Source organism: Streptomyces ferrugineus, from assembly GCF_015160855.1.
Lineage (GTDB): Bacteria > Actinomycetota > Actinomycetes > Streptomycetales > Streptomycetaceae > Streptomyces > Streptomyces ferrugineus.
This window is the reverse complement of record NZ_CP063373.1, coordinates 1,605,375-1,620,058: the sequence shown is the minus strand read 5'-3', so window position 1 is coordinate 1,620,058 and position 14,684 is coordinate 1,605,375. Positions and strand designations below refer to the sequence as shown.

Sequence of the window (14,684 nt, the reverse complement as noted above, 5' to 3'; positions counted from 1 at the left end):
CTGTCCGCCCTCACACCGTGTCGTTGACCGGACACAGGCTCTGTGATCGCCAGCGCAGCGCGCGGTACCCCCGACGACCAGCCCCCGGTCGCCGCCGCGACGCGCGCGGGGAGGTGCAACTGATGACCGAACGACGGCTCTGGTCGTACAAGGAGATCGCCGCGCACATCAAGGTGCAGCCGGACACCGTGCGGTCCTATCGCAAGCACGGGCTGCTGCCGCCGCCCGACCATGTGGAGGGCGGCAAGCCCTTCTGGTACGCGGACACCGTGCGGGCCTGGGTGGCGTCCCGGCCGGGCAACCGAGGGCGCAGAGCCGACTGACCCCGCGGAAAGCAGAAGCGACTCACCTCGCGGAAAAACCGGCTGCGCCCCACCTTTCGCGTGGGGCACAGTCGCCCCATGAGCGACTTCTCCGTCAAGCCCGTACTCACCGGCGACCGGGCCGTGCTGCGACCGTTCACCGAGGCCGACGCCGCCGTCATGAAGGAGATCATCGAGGATCCCGAGGTCATCCGCTTCACCGACGAGTCCTCCGAGGAGTTCACCCTGGAGCGGCTGCGCTCCTGGTACGGCTCCCGCTCCGACCAACCCGACCGCCTCGACCTCGCCGTCACCGACCGCGCCACCGGCGAACTCGTCGGCGAGGTCGTGCTGTACGAGTGGGATCCCAAGGCGCGGAGTTGCGTCTTCCGTACGCTCATCGGGCCCCGGGGACGCGGCCGGGGGCTCGGCACCGAGGCCACCCGGCTCATCGTCGGGTACGGATTCGAGCAACTAGGGCTGCATCGGGTCCAGTTGGAGGCCTATGGCCATAACCCCCGTGCCCTGCGGGTGTACGAGAAGGCCGGCTTCGTGGTGGAAGGGGTGCGGCGGGAGGCCGACCTGAGGGACGGTCAGTGGGTCGACTGGGTGATGATGGCCGTCCTCGACCGTGAGTGGGCCTCCCACCAGGGCCGCCCCGGCCTCAACGCCCTTGACCCCACGGCTCGATGACGGTCACCCCCGCCCCCGGCGCCGACCCCATCGCCGCCAGCGCCGACGGCACCGCGTCCAGCGGGATCGTCTGCGTCACCAGCAGATCCGGCCGCAGCGCCCCGGCCCGCACCAGCTCCAGCATCGGCGGGTAGGTGTGCGCCGCCATGCCGTGGCTGCCCAGCAGTTCGAGCTCCAGGGCGATGGCGCGGGCCATCGGGACCGGGGTCGTGCCGGACCGCGAGGGCAGCAGGCCGACCTGGATGTGCCGGCCCCGGCGGCGCAGGCCGTTGACGGAGGCGGCGCAGGTGACGGGTGAACCGAGGGCATCCAGGGAGAGGTGGGCGCCGCCGCCGGTGAGGTCGTGGATCGCCGCCGTCGTGTCCGACACGCCGGAGGCGTCCACGCACTGCGCCGCCCCGAACTTCCGCGCCAGGTCCAGGGCCTGCGCGGAGACGTCCACCGCGACGACCCGCGCGCCCGAGGCCGCCGCGATCATCACCGCCGACAGGCCCACCCCGCCGCAGCCGTGCACCGCGACCCACTCCCCCGCCGCGACCCGGCCCTGCTGTACGACCGCCCGGAACGCCGTGGCGAACCGGCAGCCCAGCGAGGCGGCCGTCGCGAAGGACATCTCCTCGGGCACGGCGACGAGGTTCACATCGGCGTGGTCCAGCGCCACGTACTGCGCGAACGAGCCCCAGTGGGTGAAGCCGGGCTGGGTCTGGCGCTCGCACACCTGCTGGTCACCGGCCGCACACGCCGCGCAGCTCCCGCAGGCGCACACGAACGGCGCGGTGACCCGGTCGCCGGGGCGCCAGCCGGTCACGCGCTCGCCCACCGACTCGACGACACCGGCGAGTTCATGACCCGGCACATGCGGCAGCGCGATGTCCGGATCGTGCCCCTGCCAGCCGTGCCAGTCACTGCGGCACAGCCCCGTCGCCTCCACCCGCACGGTCACTCCGTGGGGGGCGGGGTGCGGGTCGGGCACATCGCGCACCTCGGCCGGTTCCCCGTACCGCTCGAACACGACAGCCCGCATCCCGCTCTCCTCGATGGCTCGTCCGCCCTGGCCGTAGGCCGTGATCAGCGGAACGCTATCCCCGTGCGGCCACCTTGTCCCGTTCCGCGTCCCGCTCCTCCACAGCGGCCGGCCCGGGTGCCGCCTCCGACTCACTCAGCCCGAAGCGGCTGTGGAAGCGGCGCAGCGGCCCCGGCGCCCACCATGTCGCCCGCCCCGTCAGGCGCATGACCGCCGGGACCAGGAGGCTGCGGACGATCATCGCGTCCATCAGCACCGCCAGGGCGATACCGAGGCCGAGCATCTTGGTGTTGGTCACCCGGGAGGTGCCGATCGCGACCATCACCACCGCGAGGATCACCGCGGCGGCGGTGATCAGACCGCCGGTGCGCTGCAGACCGTGCCGGACCGCCTGGTCGTGGTCGCCCGTCGCGTCGTACTCCTCCTTGATGCGGGACAGCAGGAACACGCCGTAGTCCATCGACAGACCGAAGGCGACGCAGAACATCAGCACCGGCAGGGTCGTCTCGATCGAGCCCGGGCTGGTGAAGCCGAGCAGACCGGAGAGATGGCCGTCCTGGAAGACCCAGACCACCGCGCCGAACATCGCCGTCAGGCTGAGGGCGTTGAGCACCACCGCCTGGATCGGGATCAGCACGCTGCCGGTCAGCAGGAACACCAGCAGCAGGGTGACGATCGCGATGAAGGCGGCCGCCAGTGGCAGGCGTTCGGCTATCGCGTCCTTGGAGTCGACCAGGACCGCCGCCGCGCCGGTCACCTTGGTGTCGAACGGCGCCTCGGTGGCGCGCAGGTCATCGACCAGGCCCTGGGCCGGGTCGTCCACCGCCTCGCCCTTCGGCAGCACCGTGAAGTACGCCGACTCACCCTTCACCAGCGGCCCGTCGACCCGCAGCACCTCCGGGAGAGCGGCGATCCGCTCCTTGTAGTCGGCGTACTGCGCCGGCGTCGCCCGCCCCTCGGCCAGCACCTCCAGGCCGCCGCCGGGGCTGCCCGGGAAGCCGTCGCGGATGTGCTGCTGCACGACATGGGACTCGGCGCTCGACGGCAGCTGGCGGTCGTCGGCGGTGCCGAACTTCACGCCCAGGAAGGGCAGGCCGAGCAGGACCAGGACAGCGGTGGTGCCCAGGGCGAAGAACGGGGCGCGGCGCATGACGAGGTTCGCGGTGCGGGTCCAGGCCCGGCCCTCCGTCGCACCGGACGCCTCGGAGGACGTCTTGGAGGACGCCTCGGTGGCCGCCTCGGAGGACGTCTTCGGCCGGCCGCGTCGGAACAGCTTGCGCAGATCCAGGGAGTTCACCCGGTGGCCGAGCAGGATCAGTGCCGCCGGGAGCAGGATCAGCGCGGCCGCCGCGGCGAGCAGGACCACCGCTATCCCGGAGTAGGCGAAGGAGCGCAGGAAGTACTGCGGGAAGAGCAGCATCGCCGCGAGGGAGACCGCGACCGTGAGGGCCGAGAACAGGACCGTGCGGCCGGCGGTGCGCAGGGTGGTGCCGACCGCCGGCAGCGGTGCGGCGCCGGTGGCGAGTTCCTCGCGGAAGCGGCGGACGATGAACAGGGCGTAGTCGACGGCGAGACCGAGGCCCAGGGCCGTGGTGAGGTTCATCGCGAAGACCGACACATCGGTGAACTCGGTCAGTCCGCGCAGCACCGCGTTGGTGCCGAGGATCGCGACGATGCCGATGCCGAGCGGCAGCAGGGCGGCGACCGCGCTGCCGAAGACCATCACCAGCAGCACCAGGGTGACCGGTAGGGCGATCACCTCGGCGCGCACCAGGTCCTCCTGGATGATCGCCTGCATCTCGTGCCGCACCGCGACCGGGCCGCCGACGCTCACCTCCACCGGGCCGTGGGCACCCCGGAACTCGGGCGCGATGCGGTCCAGGGTCTCCCCCATCTGTGTCTCGTCGCCGGTGATCCGGGCGGCGATCAGCGCCTCATGGCCGTCCTCGGCGCGCAGGGCGGGAGCCGACGCGGGGTCCGCCTGCCAGTACGAACCGACGCCTACGACGCCCTTCTCGCCGGCCAGCCGCTCCGCGAGGCGCTGCGCCTGAGCGGCGACCGCGGGGTCGTCCACCGAGGCACTGCCCGCGTCCACGAGGAGCAGGAGGTTCGGCTGGGAGGCGGGGAACTCGCGCTCCAGCGCCTTGGTCGCGTAGGTCGACTCGGCGGCCGGATCCTCCCAGCCGCCGCTGCCCAGCCGGTCGGCGACGCCGCTGCCGGCCAGCACGGCGAGCGCGGTGATTACCAGGGCCACGAGCAGGGACAACCTTGGGCGGGCCGTCACGAAGCGGGTCCAGCCTCCGACTCGGGGTGGCCTGTTGACTTCGGTCATTGTGCGGTGTCCCCTTCACCCTGATCCATGCTGTGCCGCTTCGATCCGAACTGTGCGCCGACCGGGCAGCATGGAGCCGTCACTGCCATAGACTGGCAAACACGAGACATCGCTCGCGTTTCTCAAGAATGCGAGCGACCACTCGCGTTTGTCAATCGCGTTCGGAGAACTGGGGATAACGCGTGTCCGCCAACCGGGAGCAGGTCAGCCAGGACGACCGGGACCGCCAGGAGAAGGAGCAGCCGCGCCGCCGTCAGGCACGCGGCGAGCGCCGTATCGCCCAGCTGCTCGAGGCCGCGGCCACGGTCTTCACCACCACCGGCTACACCGCCGCCAGCACCAACGCCATCGCCCGCGAGGCCGGCGTCTCACCCGGCACGCTGTACCAGTTCTTCCCGAACAAGGAAGCGATCGCCATCGAGCTCGGCGACCGGCTCATGCACGAGTTGCGCGAGATGTACGGCGAGGCGCTCGCCCCGGTCGATCCCATGACCCCGCTGGAGGAGGCCGTCGGCGCGGCCGTCGACCGGTTCATCGCCTTCAACTGCGAGCACCCCGTGTTCTTCTCGCTGATGCACGGCCCCGACATCCCGGGCCGCATGGCCGAGGCGCACGACGCCCTGCACGCGACCCTGCTGTCCAGGATCGAGGGCCTGCTCTCCTCGTTCCTGCCCGACGCCGCCCCGGCCGACCTCAACCGGACCGCCCATATGTGCCTGGGCCTGTACAAGGCGGGCCTCGAACTGGTCCTCGCCCACGAGGGCGCCGAGCGCGACGCCTACGTCGAGGAGCTGAAGAACGCCCTGATCCGCTACCTCGACCCGCTGGCCGGCGACAGACCCGGCCACCCCGGGGCGCCCGGAACCGCGCCATGAGGCCCAACCGGCGCATTTGCGCATGACTCAACTCCTGGGTTGACGTACCCCGCCCGCCCCACTGGCCCCACTGTCCACCGCAGGGCCCGCGCCCGCATCCCGGGACACCGGGGCAGCCCGCCCACCGACTCACCGGCCCGCCCCGACCCTTCTTGGAGAAATACCCCATAGGGGTATACCTTGGAGATGGAGGGGCCTCGCGGGTCCCCTCGGCACCACATGCCTCACCCCACCTGCTCGACGAGGAGAACCACATGAGCGCCCAGACCGACACCCCGGGTTCCGTCACCGCCGTCTACAAGGTGAGCGGCATGAGCTGCGGACACTGCGAGGGCGCCGTCTCCGGCGAGATCTCCGAGATCCCCGGTGTCAGCTCGGTGAAGGCCGTCGCCCCGACCGGCGAGGTCACCGTCGTCTCCGCCGCCCCGCTCGACGAGGCCGCCGTGCGCGCCGCCGTCGACGAGGCCGGTTTCGAACTGGTCGGAAAGGCCTGAGCCTGGCCATGACCCGCACCACCGACGAAGCGCCGATACCCGGGACCGCCGACGCCCCCGCGCCCGCCGACACCTCGGACGTGGAGCTGCTCATCGGCGGCATGACCTGCGCCTCCTGCGCGGCCCGCGTCGAGAAGAAGCTCAACCGTATGGACGGCGTGACCGCCACGGTGAACTACGCGACCGAGAAGGCGAAGGTCAGTTACCCCGCCGGCCTCCAGGTCGCCGACCTGATCGCCGTGGTGGAGAAGACCGGGTACACCGCCGAGGAGCCGGCTCCCCCGGAACCCGCCCCGCAGGAGTCACCGCAGGTCCCGCAGGCACCGCAGGCCCCGCAGGACGCCGAACCGGCCGCCTACCGTCAGCGCCTGACGGTCTCCGCCCTGCTCGCCGTCCCGGTCATCGTGCTGTCGATGGTCCCGGCCCTGCAGTTCGACAACTGGCAGTGGCTCGCGCTCACCCTCGCCTCGCCGGTCGTCGTCTGGGGCGGACTGCCCTTCCACAAGGCCGCGCTCACCAACGCCCGGCACGGCGCGGCCACCATGGACACGCTGATCTCGATGGGCACGCTGGCCGCGTTCGCCTGGTCACTGTGGGCGCTGTTCTTCGGCGACGCGGGCATGCCCGGCATGCGCCACGGCTTCGATTTCACCGTCTCCCGCATGGACGGCGCCTCCCAGATCTACCTCGAGGTCGCCGCCGGCGTCGTCACCTTCATCCTCCTCGGCCGCTATCTGGAGGCCCGCTCCAAGCGCCGCGCGGGTGCCGCTCTGCGTGCCCTGATGGAACTCGGCGCGAAGGACGTCGCCGTGCTGCGCGAAGGACGCGAGGTCCGCGTCCCCGTCGACCGGCTGGCCGTCGGCGACCGGTTCGTCGTACGGCCCGGCGAGAAGATCGCCACCGACGGCACCGTCGTCGAGGGCGCCTCCGCGGTGGACGCCGCCATGCTGACCGGCGAGTCCGTGCCGATGGACGTGGTAGTCGGGGACGCGGTCACCGGGGCCACGGTCAACGCGGGCGGGCGGCTCGTGGTCGAGGCGACGCGGGTCGGCGCCGACACCCAGCTCGCGCGGATGGCGAAGCTGGTCGAGGACGCGCAGAACGGCAAGGCCGAGGTGCAGCGGCTCGCCGACCGGATCTCCGCGGTCTTCGTACCGGCGGTCATCGTCCTCGCCGTCGCCACCTTCGGGGTCTGGCTCGGCGTCACCGACGACACGGTCGCCGCGTTCACCGCGGCCGTCGCGGTACTGATCATCGCCTGCCCCTGCGCCCTGGGCCTGGCCACTCCCACGGCCCTCATGGTCGGCACGGGGCGCGGCGCCCAGCTCGGCATCCTCATCAAGGGCCCCGAGGTGCTGGAGTCCACGCGCCGGGTCGACACCGTCGTCCTGGACAAGACCGGCACGGTCACCACCGGGCGCATGGCCCTGCAGCGGGTGTACGCGGCCGAGGGCGCCGACGAGGAGCAGGTGCTGCGGCTCGCGGGCGCCGTGGAGCACGCCTCCGAACACCCCGTCGCGCGGGCGGTCGCCGCGGGCGCCGAGGAGCGGCTCGGCCGGCTCCCGGAGGCCGAGGGGTTCGAGAACGTCCCCGGACTGGGCGTCCGCGGGCGTGTGGAGGGCCGTGCCGTGGCGGTGGGGCGCCTTTTCGAGGAGCTGCCACCCGAGCTCGCCCGCGCGCGGGACGAGGCCGAGAGGGACGGTCGTACGGCCGTCGTGGTCGGCTGGGACGGCGCGGCACGCGGCGTGGTCGCCGTCGCGGACGCGGTGAAGGAGACCAGCGCCGAGGCGGTGCGCGAACTGCGCGCGCTGGGGCTCACGCCGGTGCTGCTGACCGGGGACAACCGGACGGTCGCCGAGGCGGTGGCGGACGCGGTCGGCATCGATCAGGTGATCGCCCAGGTCCTGCCCGAGGACAAGGTGGCAGCGGTACGGCGGCTGCAGCGCGAGGGGCGGTGCGTGGCCATGGTCGGCGACGGCGTCAACGACGCGGCCGCGCTTGCCACCGCCGATCTGGGTCTCGCCATGGGCACGGGGACGGACGCGGCGATCGAGGCGGGCGATCTGACGCTGGTGCGCGGTGATCTCCGGGTGGCGGCGGACGCGATCCGGCTGTCGCGGCGGACGCTGGCCACGATCAAGGGCAATCTCGTGTGGGCCTTCGGGTACAACGTGGCCGCGTTGCCGCTGGCCGCGGCGGGGTTGCTGAACCCGATGATCGCGGGCGCCGCGATGGCGTTCTCGTCCGTGTTCGTGGTGTCGAACAGCCTTCGGCTGCGGACGTTCCGGTGAATTCGTAGTAAGAACCGCACTGGGGCCCTCTGGAGTCCGACGCCCGGCTCACATAAGCTCTTCACAAGGCTCGCGCATCATCCTTACGCTTGGGTCTCGATCGCCATATCGGGGCTCTTGCGTATCTAACGGACATATGCAAGAGACGCAGATCACAGTGAAGTGAACGTAACCATCGAAGGGGTTCGAAGGTCTAAGTTGACGATGTCAGACGGCGTCTTGGGGGGCGCCACCTGGCATCTGAGGATGTCTTGGGGGACTTCCTCAGAGTTGCGTTGCCGGGGCACGTACGACGGGAAGCTTTGAGCGGCCCTCCCGAGCGTGCTTGTCCCGGCAGACCGCACTCACCTATGAGTACGACGAGTTTTGCCCGTTCTGCTCAAACGCAATACCGGAAGACCGAAAGACAGCGATTCAGGCGCTGCTCTCTCAGACGCCCGGCCGGATCCCGTGGGGGGAATCCGCACCGGGACATGGGAAGGCGCCCTGGACGTCGGCCCGTGGGGGGACCGCCGCCAGGGCGCCTTTCTGCTTCTCCATTTCAGCGCAGGGGCACTGTGCCGACCCGAGGGGCGCGGGGCTGCATGGACATGCGGCTGCCGCCGCGCGGGCGCGACCAACCACAACGGCCACATTTCAGCGCAGGGGCACTGTGCCGACCCAAGGGGCGCGGGGAACTGCGCGACCAACCACAACGGCCCCGCAGTCGCCCACGCTCCTCAGGCGCCGAGCTCTCAGGCGCACGGCGCCCCCACCGGCAGGTGTCAGCGCTCCTCGACGGGAACGAAGTCGCGCTCCACCACGCCCGTGTAGATCTGGCGCGGGCGGCCGATGCGGGAACCCGGCTCCTTGATCATTTCGTGCCACTGGGCGATCCAGCCCGGGAGGCGGCCGAGGGCGAACAGGACCGTGAACATCTCGGTCGGGAAGCCCATGGCCCGGTAGATCAGGCCGGTGTAGAAGTCGACGTTCGGGTAGAGGCTGCGCGAGACGAAGTAGTCGTCGGAGAGCGCGTGCTCCTCCAGCTTCAGCGCGATGTCCAGCAGCTCGTCGGACTTGCCGAGGGCGGAGAGGACGTCGTGCGCGGCGGCCTTGATGATCTTGGCGCGCGGGTCGAAGTTCTTGTAGACCCGGTGGCCGAAGCCCATCAGGCGGACGCCGTCCTCCTTGTTCTTCACCTTGCGGATGAAGGAGTCGACGTCACCGCCCGTCTCCTGGATACCCTCGAGCATCTCCAGGACGGACTGGTTGGCACCGCCGTGCAGCGGGCCCCACAGCGCCGAGATGCCGGCCGAGATCGAGGCGAACATGTTGGCCTGCGAGGAGCCCACCAGGCGGACCGTCGACGTCGAGCAGTTCTGCTCGTGGTCGGCGTGCAGGATGAGGAGCTTGTCCAGGGCGGAGACGACGACCGGGTCGAGGTCGTACTCCTGCGCCGGCACCGAGAAGGTCATCCGCAGGAAGTTCTCGACGTAGCCGAGGTCGTTGCGCGGGTAGACGAAGGGGTGGCCGATCGACTTCTTGTACGCGTACGCCGCGATCGTCGGAAGCTTCGCGAGCAGCCGGATCGTCGAGAGGTTGCGCTGCGTCTCGTCGAACGGGTTGTGGCTGTCCTGGTAGAACGTGGACAGCGCCGAGACGACCGACGACAGCATGGCCATCGGGTGGGCGTCGCGCGGGAAGCCCTTGTAGAAGTTCTTGACGTCCTCGTGCAGCAGGGTGTGCTGCGTGATGTCGTTCTTGAAGGTGGAGAGCTCGTCGACGGTCGGCAGCTCACCGTTGATCAGCAGGTAGGCCACCTCCAGGAAGGTGGAGCGCTCGGCCAGCTGCTCGATCGGGTAACCGCGGTAGCGGAGGATGCCCGCCTCGCCGTCGAGGTAGGTGACGGCCGATTTGTACGCGGCGGTGTTGCCGTACCCGCTGTCCAGCGTCACCAGACCGGTCTGGGCGCGGAGTTTGCCGATGTCGAAGCCCTTGTCGCCGACGGTGCTGTCAATCACCGGGTAGGTGTACTCGCCGTCGCCGTACCGCAGTACTACAGAGTTGTCGCTCACGTCTTCCCTCACCGACGTTGTGCCTCATCTTCGAGGTTGCCCTGACTGTCTCTACCCTCCCCCATTCGGCTCAGGAGAGTGCACTCGGGGTCGACCATTGGGCCTATTGACGGCACTGAGTGCCGCCAACTTGTCATCCTGCCCCCTGTCTTCCCCATCTGGAAGTGGTCTGTGACCTTCACGACTCATTTGATCGATCATTTTTTTCGATCTCTCATGAATCGGCAGGTCAGAAGGGGCCCGGCCGAGAGCCCGGAAAGCAGGGTTCAGGAGCCCGCGAGCCGGAAGTCGAGCGCCGTGCAGCGGCGCCCGGCCGACACCGTGCGCACCGCCTGGCCGATCGCCTTGCGCGAACCCACCAGGACGACCAACTGCTTGGCGCGGGTCACCGCCGTGTACAGCAGGTTCCGCTGGAGCATCATCCATGCCCCGGTGGTGACGGGGATCACCACTGCGGGATATTCACTGCCCTGTGAACGGTGGATCGTCACCGCGTACGCATGCGCCAGTTCGTCCAGTTCGTCGAATTCGTACGGAACCTCCTCGTCCTCGTCCGTCAGCACCGTCAGACGCTGGTCGACCGGGTCGAGCGAGGTGACCACGCCCACGGTGCCGTTGAAGACACCGTTCTCCCCCTTCTCGTAATTGTTGCGAATCTGGGTGACCTTGTCGCCGACGCGGAAGACCCGGCCGCCGAACCGCTTCTCCGCCAGATCGGGCCGCCCCGGGGTGATGGCCTGCTGGAGCAGGCCGTTCAGCGTCCCCGCGCCGGCCGGCCCCCGGTGCATGGGCGCCAGAACCTGGACGTCCCGGCGCGGATCGAGCCCGAACTTGGCCGGAATCCGCCGTGCCGCCACGTCCACGGTGAGCCGGCCGGCCTCCTCGGTGTCGTCCTGGACGAAGAGGAAGAAGTCCTTCATGCCGTCCGTGACCGGATGCTGCCCGGCGTTGATCCGGTGCGCGTTGGTCACCACGCCGGACTGCTGCGCCTGGCGGAACACCCGGGTGAGGCGGACCGCGGGGATCGGGCCGCCGTCGGCGAGCAGATCCCTGAGCACCTCCCCCGCCCCGACGCTGGGCAACTGGTCGACGTCCCCCACGAAGAGCAGATGGGCACCCGGCGGTACGGCCTTGACCAGCTTGTTGGCCAGCAGCAGGTCCAGCATGGACGCCTCGTCGACCACCACCAGGTCGGCCTGGAGCGGCCGGTCCCGGTCGTACGCCGCGTCACCGCCGGGCTTGAGCTCCAGGAGCCGGTGGACGGTGGAGGCCTCGGCCCCGGTCAGCTCGGCGAGCCGTTTGGCGGCGCGGCCGGTGGGGGCGGCCAGCACGACGCGCGCCTTCTTCGCCCGCGCCAGCTCGACGATCGAGCGCACCGTGAAGGACTTGCCGCAGCCGGGCCCGCCGGTCAGCACGGCGACCTTCTTCGTCAGGGCCAGCTTGACGGCGGCCTCCTGCTCGGGCGCCAGGTCCACGCCCGTACGGCCCTTCAGCCAGCCCAGCGCCTTGTCCCAGGCGACGTCGTGGAACCCCGGCATCCGGTCCTCCTCGGTCCGCAGCAGCCGCAACAGCTGGGCGGAGAGGGAGAGTTCGGCGCGGTGGAAGGGGACGAGATAGACGGCCGTGACGGGATCGTCCGAGCCGCCGTCGGGTCCCGGCACCTTCTCCCGTACGACACCCGGGTCGCCGCCGTCCTCCGGGACCCGCGCCAGCTCCCCGAGGCACTCGATGACGAGCCCGGTGTCGACCTGGAGGAGCTTGACCGCGTCCGCGATCAACTGCTCCTCGGGGAGATAGCAGTTGCCCTGGTCGGTGGCCTGCGACAGCGCGTACTGCAGGCCCGCCTTCACCCGCTCCGGGCTGTCGTGCGGGATGCCGACGGACTGGGCGATCTTGTCGGCGGTGAGGAAGCCGATGCCCCAGACGTCGGCCGCGAGGCGGTACGGCTGGTTCTTCACGACCGAGATCGAGGCGTCGCCGTACTTCTTGTAGATCCGCACGGCGATGGACGTCGAGACCTCCACGGTCTGGAGGAAGAGCATGACCTCCTTGATCGCCTTCTGCTCCTCCCAGGCGTCGGCGATCTTCTTCGTGCGCTTGGGGCCGAGGCCGGGGACCTCGATGAGCCGCTTGGGCTCCTCCTCGATGATCTGGAGGGTGTCCAGGCCGAAGTGCTGGGTGATGCGGTCGGCGAAGACCGGCCCGATGCCCTTGACCAGGCCGGAGCCGAGGTAGCGGCGGATGCCCTGGACGGTGGCCGGGAGGACGGTCGTGTAGTTCTCGACGGTGAACTGCTTGCCGTACTGCGGATGGGAACCCCAGCGGCCCTCCATGCGCAGGGACTCACCGACCTGGGCACCGAGCAGCGCGCCGACGACGGTGAGGAGGTCGCCGGCGCCTCTGCCGGTGTCGACCCGGGCGACCGTGTAGCCGTTCTCCTCGTTGGCGTAGGTGATCCGTTCCAGGACGCCTTCGAGCACGGCGAGCCGACGCTCGCCGGTCTGGTTCCCCGCCTGTTGAGCCATGATCCGACGGTACAGGTGGGGTGTGACAGTGGGTTACCGCTTCTTCTCGTACGGGCCTGTTCCACGCTGTGGGGATAGCGGCCCCTCAGTGGTGTGCCGCCCGCTTCGTGAGTACCGCCAGCTCCGCCGGAATCACCATCTCCACCACCTGGGACACGGCGTCGGACGGCAGCCCCGTCCGTTCGGCGACCGCTCTCGCGACCGGACCGGCCTCCTCGGCCAGGAGCCCGGCCATGAGGCCGCCCGTCGCGAAGCCGCCCAGCGTGGCCACGCCCGTGAGCGGGGCATCGTGCGGTGTCGCGACGTTCTCCGCCTCGCCGGAGAGTGCCGACACCGTCGTACAGACCATCTCCCTGGCGCCCGCGTCGTCCGTGCCCAGCAGTTCCGCGATGTCCACGATCCGGTCGTCGCCGAGTTCGCCGAGCACGTCGTCCTGGAGCGACGTGAGGGGGTTCTCGTCTACCTCTTGCATGTCTGTAACGCTACGTCTGCCCCGATTTCCCGGCACGCCGGAGTGGAAAAAAGATCTTGCGGAGAACGTACAACCCTCCCCCCACCTCGCGGGTCATACCGGGCATCAGGACTCTTGGAGGGGGATCTGGGGGGATCGCGGGGGTTCTGATGGGGAGGGAACGCGAGGGGCCCGGTCGACGGACCGGGCCCCTCGAAACGTTCGCTCGGTTCGCTCAGAAAAACACCCCGCAGCGCAGCAGCACATTCGCGTACGGCCGTGCCTCCCCGGTGCGCACCACCAGCCGCGCCCCGGCCGACAGCTCCTTGAGCCGCTCGTGCGCGACCAGCTCCAGGCCGGGAAACTCCCCCTCCAGCAGCGCGGCCGCCGCGGGATTGGCCGCGTGGATCTCCTTCGCCGCCGTCGCGCCCTCCACCACCAGCTCGGCCAGCAGACCGTCCAGCACGACGGCGAACGACGGCACCCCGGCCCGGAAGGCCAGGTCGACGACCCGGGGGCCGGCGGGTATCGGCATGCCCGCGTCGCACACCAGCACACCGTCGCCGTGACCCAGCTCGGCGAGGGCGCCGGACAGGTGACGGTTCAGGATTCCGGCACGCTTCACAGTGCCTCGACCTCCGCCGCGGTCGGGAAGGACGCCTGCGCTCCCTCCCGGGTCACGGCGACCGCCCCGACCCGGGCCGCGTACGCCGCCGCCTCGGTCAGGGCCGCGCCCCTGCCGAGCCGCCAGGCCAGCGCGGCCGTGAACGCGTCGCCCGCGCCGGTCGTGTCCACCGCGTCCACCTTCACCGGCGCCACCCGCGTCACGCCCTGCGCCGAGGCCACCAGCGCGCCCTCGGCACCCAGGGTCACGACCACCGAGCGGGGGCCCTTGGCCAGCAGGATCCGCGCCCGGTCCTCGGGACTCCCGCCCACCGCCGAGTCGCCGAGGATCACCTTCGCCTCGTGCTCGTTGACGATCAGCGGGTCGCACGCGGCCAGCACCTCGGTCGGCAGCGGACGCGGCGGGGAGGGGTTGAGCACGAAGCGGCTGCCCTCCGCCAGGTTGCGGACCGTCTCCACGACCGTCTCCAGCGGGATCTCCAGCTGGGCCGAGACCACCCGCGACGCCTGGAAGAGGCTCGCGGCCGCCCGTACGTCACCGGGGGTGAGCCTGGCGTTCGCGCCCGGCGAGACCACGATGCTGTTGTCCCCGGACGGGTCCACCGTGATCAGCGCGACGCCGGTCGGCGCGCCGCCGACCAGCACGCCCACGGTGTCCACGCCGGAGGCCCGCTGCGCGTCCAGCAGCAGCCGGCCGTGCGTGTCGTCGCCGACCCGGGCCAGCAGGGCCGTACGGGCGCCGAGCCGGGCGGCCGCGACCGCCTGGTTCGCGCCCTTGCCGCCCGGGTGGACGGCCAGATCGGAGCCGAGCACGGTCTCGCCGGCACCCGGCCGGCGCTCCACACCGATCACCAGGTCGGCGTTGGCCGACCCTACGACCAGGAGGTCGTAGTCGTACATGAGGTTGCTCCCCTGGTAGGTCCCCGTAGTGACTGGAGGCGGGCGGCCGCCGTGCGGCATGAGGCATGAGGCCGGGCCCATGCTCCTGCAACGACCGCCCGTCCGTGCGCCGTTCGCCG

12 protein-coding genes are annotated in these 14,684 nt (G+C 70.7%); 5 read left to right on the top strand and 7 right to left on the bottom strand.

Going from position 1 to position 14,684, the window contains the following annotated elements; translation table 11 throughout:
- The first annotated feature begins 122 nt into the window (after window positions 1-122).
- Window positions 123-323 carry a helix-turn-helix transcriptional regulator gene (locus tag IM697_RS07475; RefSeq protein ID WP_194045855.1) on the top strand — a complete coding sequence of 67 codons (201 nt, stop codon included), beginning with the start codon at window positions 123-125 and terminating at the stop codon, window positions 321-323.
- Between the two features lie 78 nt (window positions 324-401).
- Window positions 402-995 carry a GNAT family N-acetyltransferase gene (locus IM697_RS07470; RefSeq protein WP_194045852.1) on the top strand — a complete coding sequence of 198 codons (594 nt, stop codon included), beginning with the start codon at window positions 402-404 and terminating at the stop codon, window positions 993-995.
- On the opposite strand, the gene IM697_RS07465 is transcribed toward IM697_RS07470, so the two are convergent.
- Both IM697_RS07465 and IM697_RS07460 read right to left on the bottom strand, forming a co-directional pair.
- Window positions 967-2,019 carry a zinc-dependent alcohol dehydrogenase family protein gene (locus tag IM697_RS07465; RefSeq protein ID WP_194045850.1) on the bottom strand — a complete coding sequence of 351 codons (1,053 nt, stop codon included), beginning with the start codon at window positions 2,017-2,019 and terminating at the stop codon, window positions 967-969. The two genes, IM697_RS07470 and IM697_RS07465, sit on opposite strands and share 29 nt — an antisense overlap.
- A gap of 55 nt (window positions 2,020-2,074) precedes the next feature.
- Entirely contained in the window at window positions 2,075-4,351 is a 2,277-nt protein-coding gene (locus IM697_RS07460; RefSeq protein ID WP_194045848.1) for an MMPL family transporter, read from the bottom strand.
- Window positions 4,352-4,533: 182 nt separating this feature from the next.
- Between IM697_RS07460 and IM697_RS07455 the strand changes: the two genes are divergently transcribed.
- The 3 genes from IM697_RS07455 to IM697_RS07445 all read left to right on the top strand — a co-directional run bounded on the left by IM697_RS07455 (window position 4,534) and on the right by IM697_RS07445 (window position 8,011).
- Window positions 4,534-5,226, top strand: coding sequence for a TetR/AcrR family transcriptional regulator (locus IM697_RS07455; RefSeq protein WP_194045846.1), 693 nt, complete (start codon window positions 4,534-4,536; stop codon window positions 5,224-5,226).
- Between the two features lie 254 nt (window positions 5,227-5,480).
- Window positions 5,481-5,720 carry a heavy-metal-associated domain-containing protein gene (locus tag IM697_RS07450; protein WP_194045844.1) on the top strand — a complete coding sequence of 80 codons (240 nt, stop codon included), beginning with the start codon at window positions 5,481-5,483 and terminating at the stop codon, window positions 5,718-5,720.
- 8 nt (window positions 5,721-5,728) lie between these two features.
- Complete coding sequence (locus IM697_RS07445) at window positions 5,729-8,011, top strand: heavy metal translocating P-type ATPase (RefSeq protein ID WP_194045843.1); 2,283 nt, start codon at window positions 5,729-5,731, stop codon at window positions 8,009-8,011.
- A gap of 764 nt (window positions 8,012-8,775) precedes the next feature.
- Here IM697_RS07445 and IM697_RS07440 read toward each other — a convergent pair.
- From IM697_RS07440 to IM697_RS07420, 5 genes are all read right to left on the bottom strand, one after another.
- Window positions 8,776-10,065, bottom strand: a complete 1,290-nt coding sequence (locus tag IM697_RS07440) for a citrate synthase (protein ID WP_194045842.1) — start codon at window positions 10,063-10,065, stop codon at window positions 8,776-8,778.
- 266 nt (window positions 10,066-10,331) lie between these two features.
- Window positions 10,332-12,590, bottom strand: a complete 2,259-nt coding sequence (gene recD2, locus IM697_RS07435; RefSeq protein ID WP_194045841.1) for an SF1B family DNA helicase RecD2 — start codon at window positions 12,588-12,590, stop codon at window positions 10,332-10,334.
- 85 nt (window positions 12,591-12,675) lie between these two features.
- Window positions 12,676-13,062, bottom strand: coding sequence for a DUF937 domain-containing protein (locus IM697_RS07430; RefSeq protein ID WP_194045840.1), 387 nt, complete (start codon window positions 13,060-13,062; stop codon window positions 12,676-12,678).
- Between the two features lie 214 nt (window positions 13,063-13,276).
- Window positions 13,277-13,666, bottom strand: coding sequence for a D-ribose pyranase (rbsD, locus tag IM697_RS07425; RefSeq protein ID WP_194045839.1), 390 nt, complete (start codon window positions 13,664-13,666; stop codon window positions 13,277-13,279).
- Window positions 13,663-14,565 carry a ribokinase gene (locus IM697_RS07420; protein WP_194045837.1) on the bottom strand — a complete coding sequence of 301 codons (903 nt, stop codon included), beginning with the start codon at window positions 14,563-14,565 and terminating at the stop codon, window positions 13,663-13,665. Before IM697_RS07420 ends, rbsD begins: the two co-directional genes overlap by 4 nt.
- Between the last annotated feature and the right edge of the window lie 119 nt (window positions 14,566-14,684).

What these genes read in the sequence shown, in the direction of transcription:
- recD2 (WP_194045841.1), bottom strand. Translation starts at nt 12,590, where the DNA reads ATGGCTCAACAGGCGGGGAACCAGACCGGCGAGCGTCGGCTCGCCGTG.
- IM697_RS07470 (WP_194045852.1), top strand. Translation starts at nt 402, where the DNA reads ATGAGCGACTTCTCCGTCAAGCCCGTACTCACCGGCGACCGGGCCGTG.
- IM697_RS07450 (WP_194045844.1), top strand. Translation starts at nt 5,481, where the DNA reads ATGAGCGCCCAGACCGACACCCCGGGTTCCGTCACCGCCGTCTACAAG.
- IM697_RS07430 (WP_194045840.1), bottom strand. Translation starts at nt 13,062, where the DNA reads ATGCAAGAGGTAGACGAGAACCCCCTCACGTCGCTCCAGGACGACGTG.
- IM697_RS07465 (WP_194045850.1), bottom strand. Translation starts at nt 2,019, where the DNA reads ATGCGGGCTGTCGTGTTCGAGCGGTACGGGGAACCGGCCGAGGTGCGC.
- IM697_RS07420 (WP_194045837.1), bottom strand. Translation starts at nt 14,565, where the DNA reads ATGTACGACTACGACCTCCTGGTCGTAGGGTCGGCCAACGCCGACCTG.
- IM697_RS07460 (WP_194045848.1), bottom strand. Translation starts at nt 4,351, where the DNA reads ATGACCGAAGTCAACAGGCCACCCCGAGTCGGAGGCTGGACCCGCTTC.
- IM697_RS07475 (WP_194045855.1), top strand. Translation starts at nt 123, where the DNA reads ATGACCGAACGACGGCTCTGGTCGTACAAGGAGATCGCCGCGCACATC.
- IM697_RS07445 (WP_194045843.1), top strand. Translation starts at nt 5,729, where the DNA reads ATGACCCGCACCACCGACGAAGCGCCGATACCCGGGACCGCCGACGCC.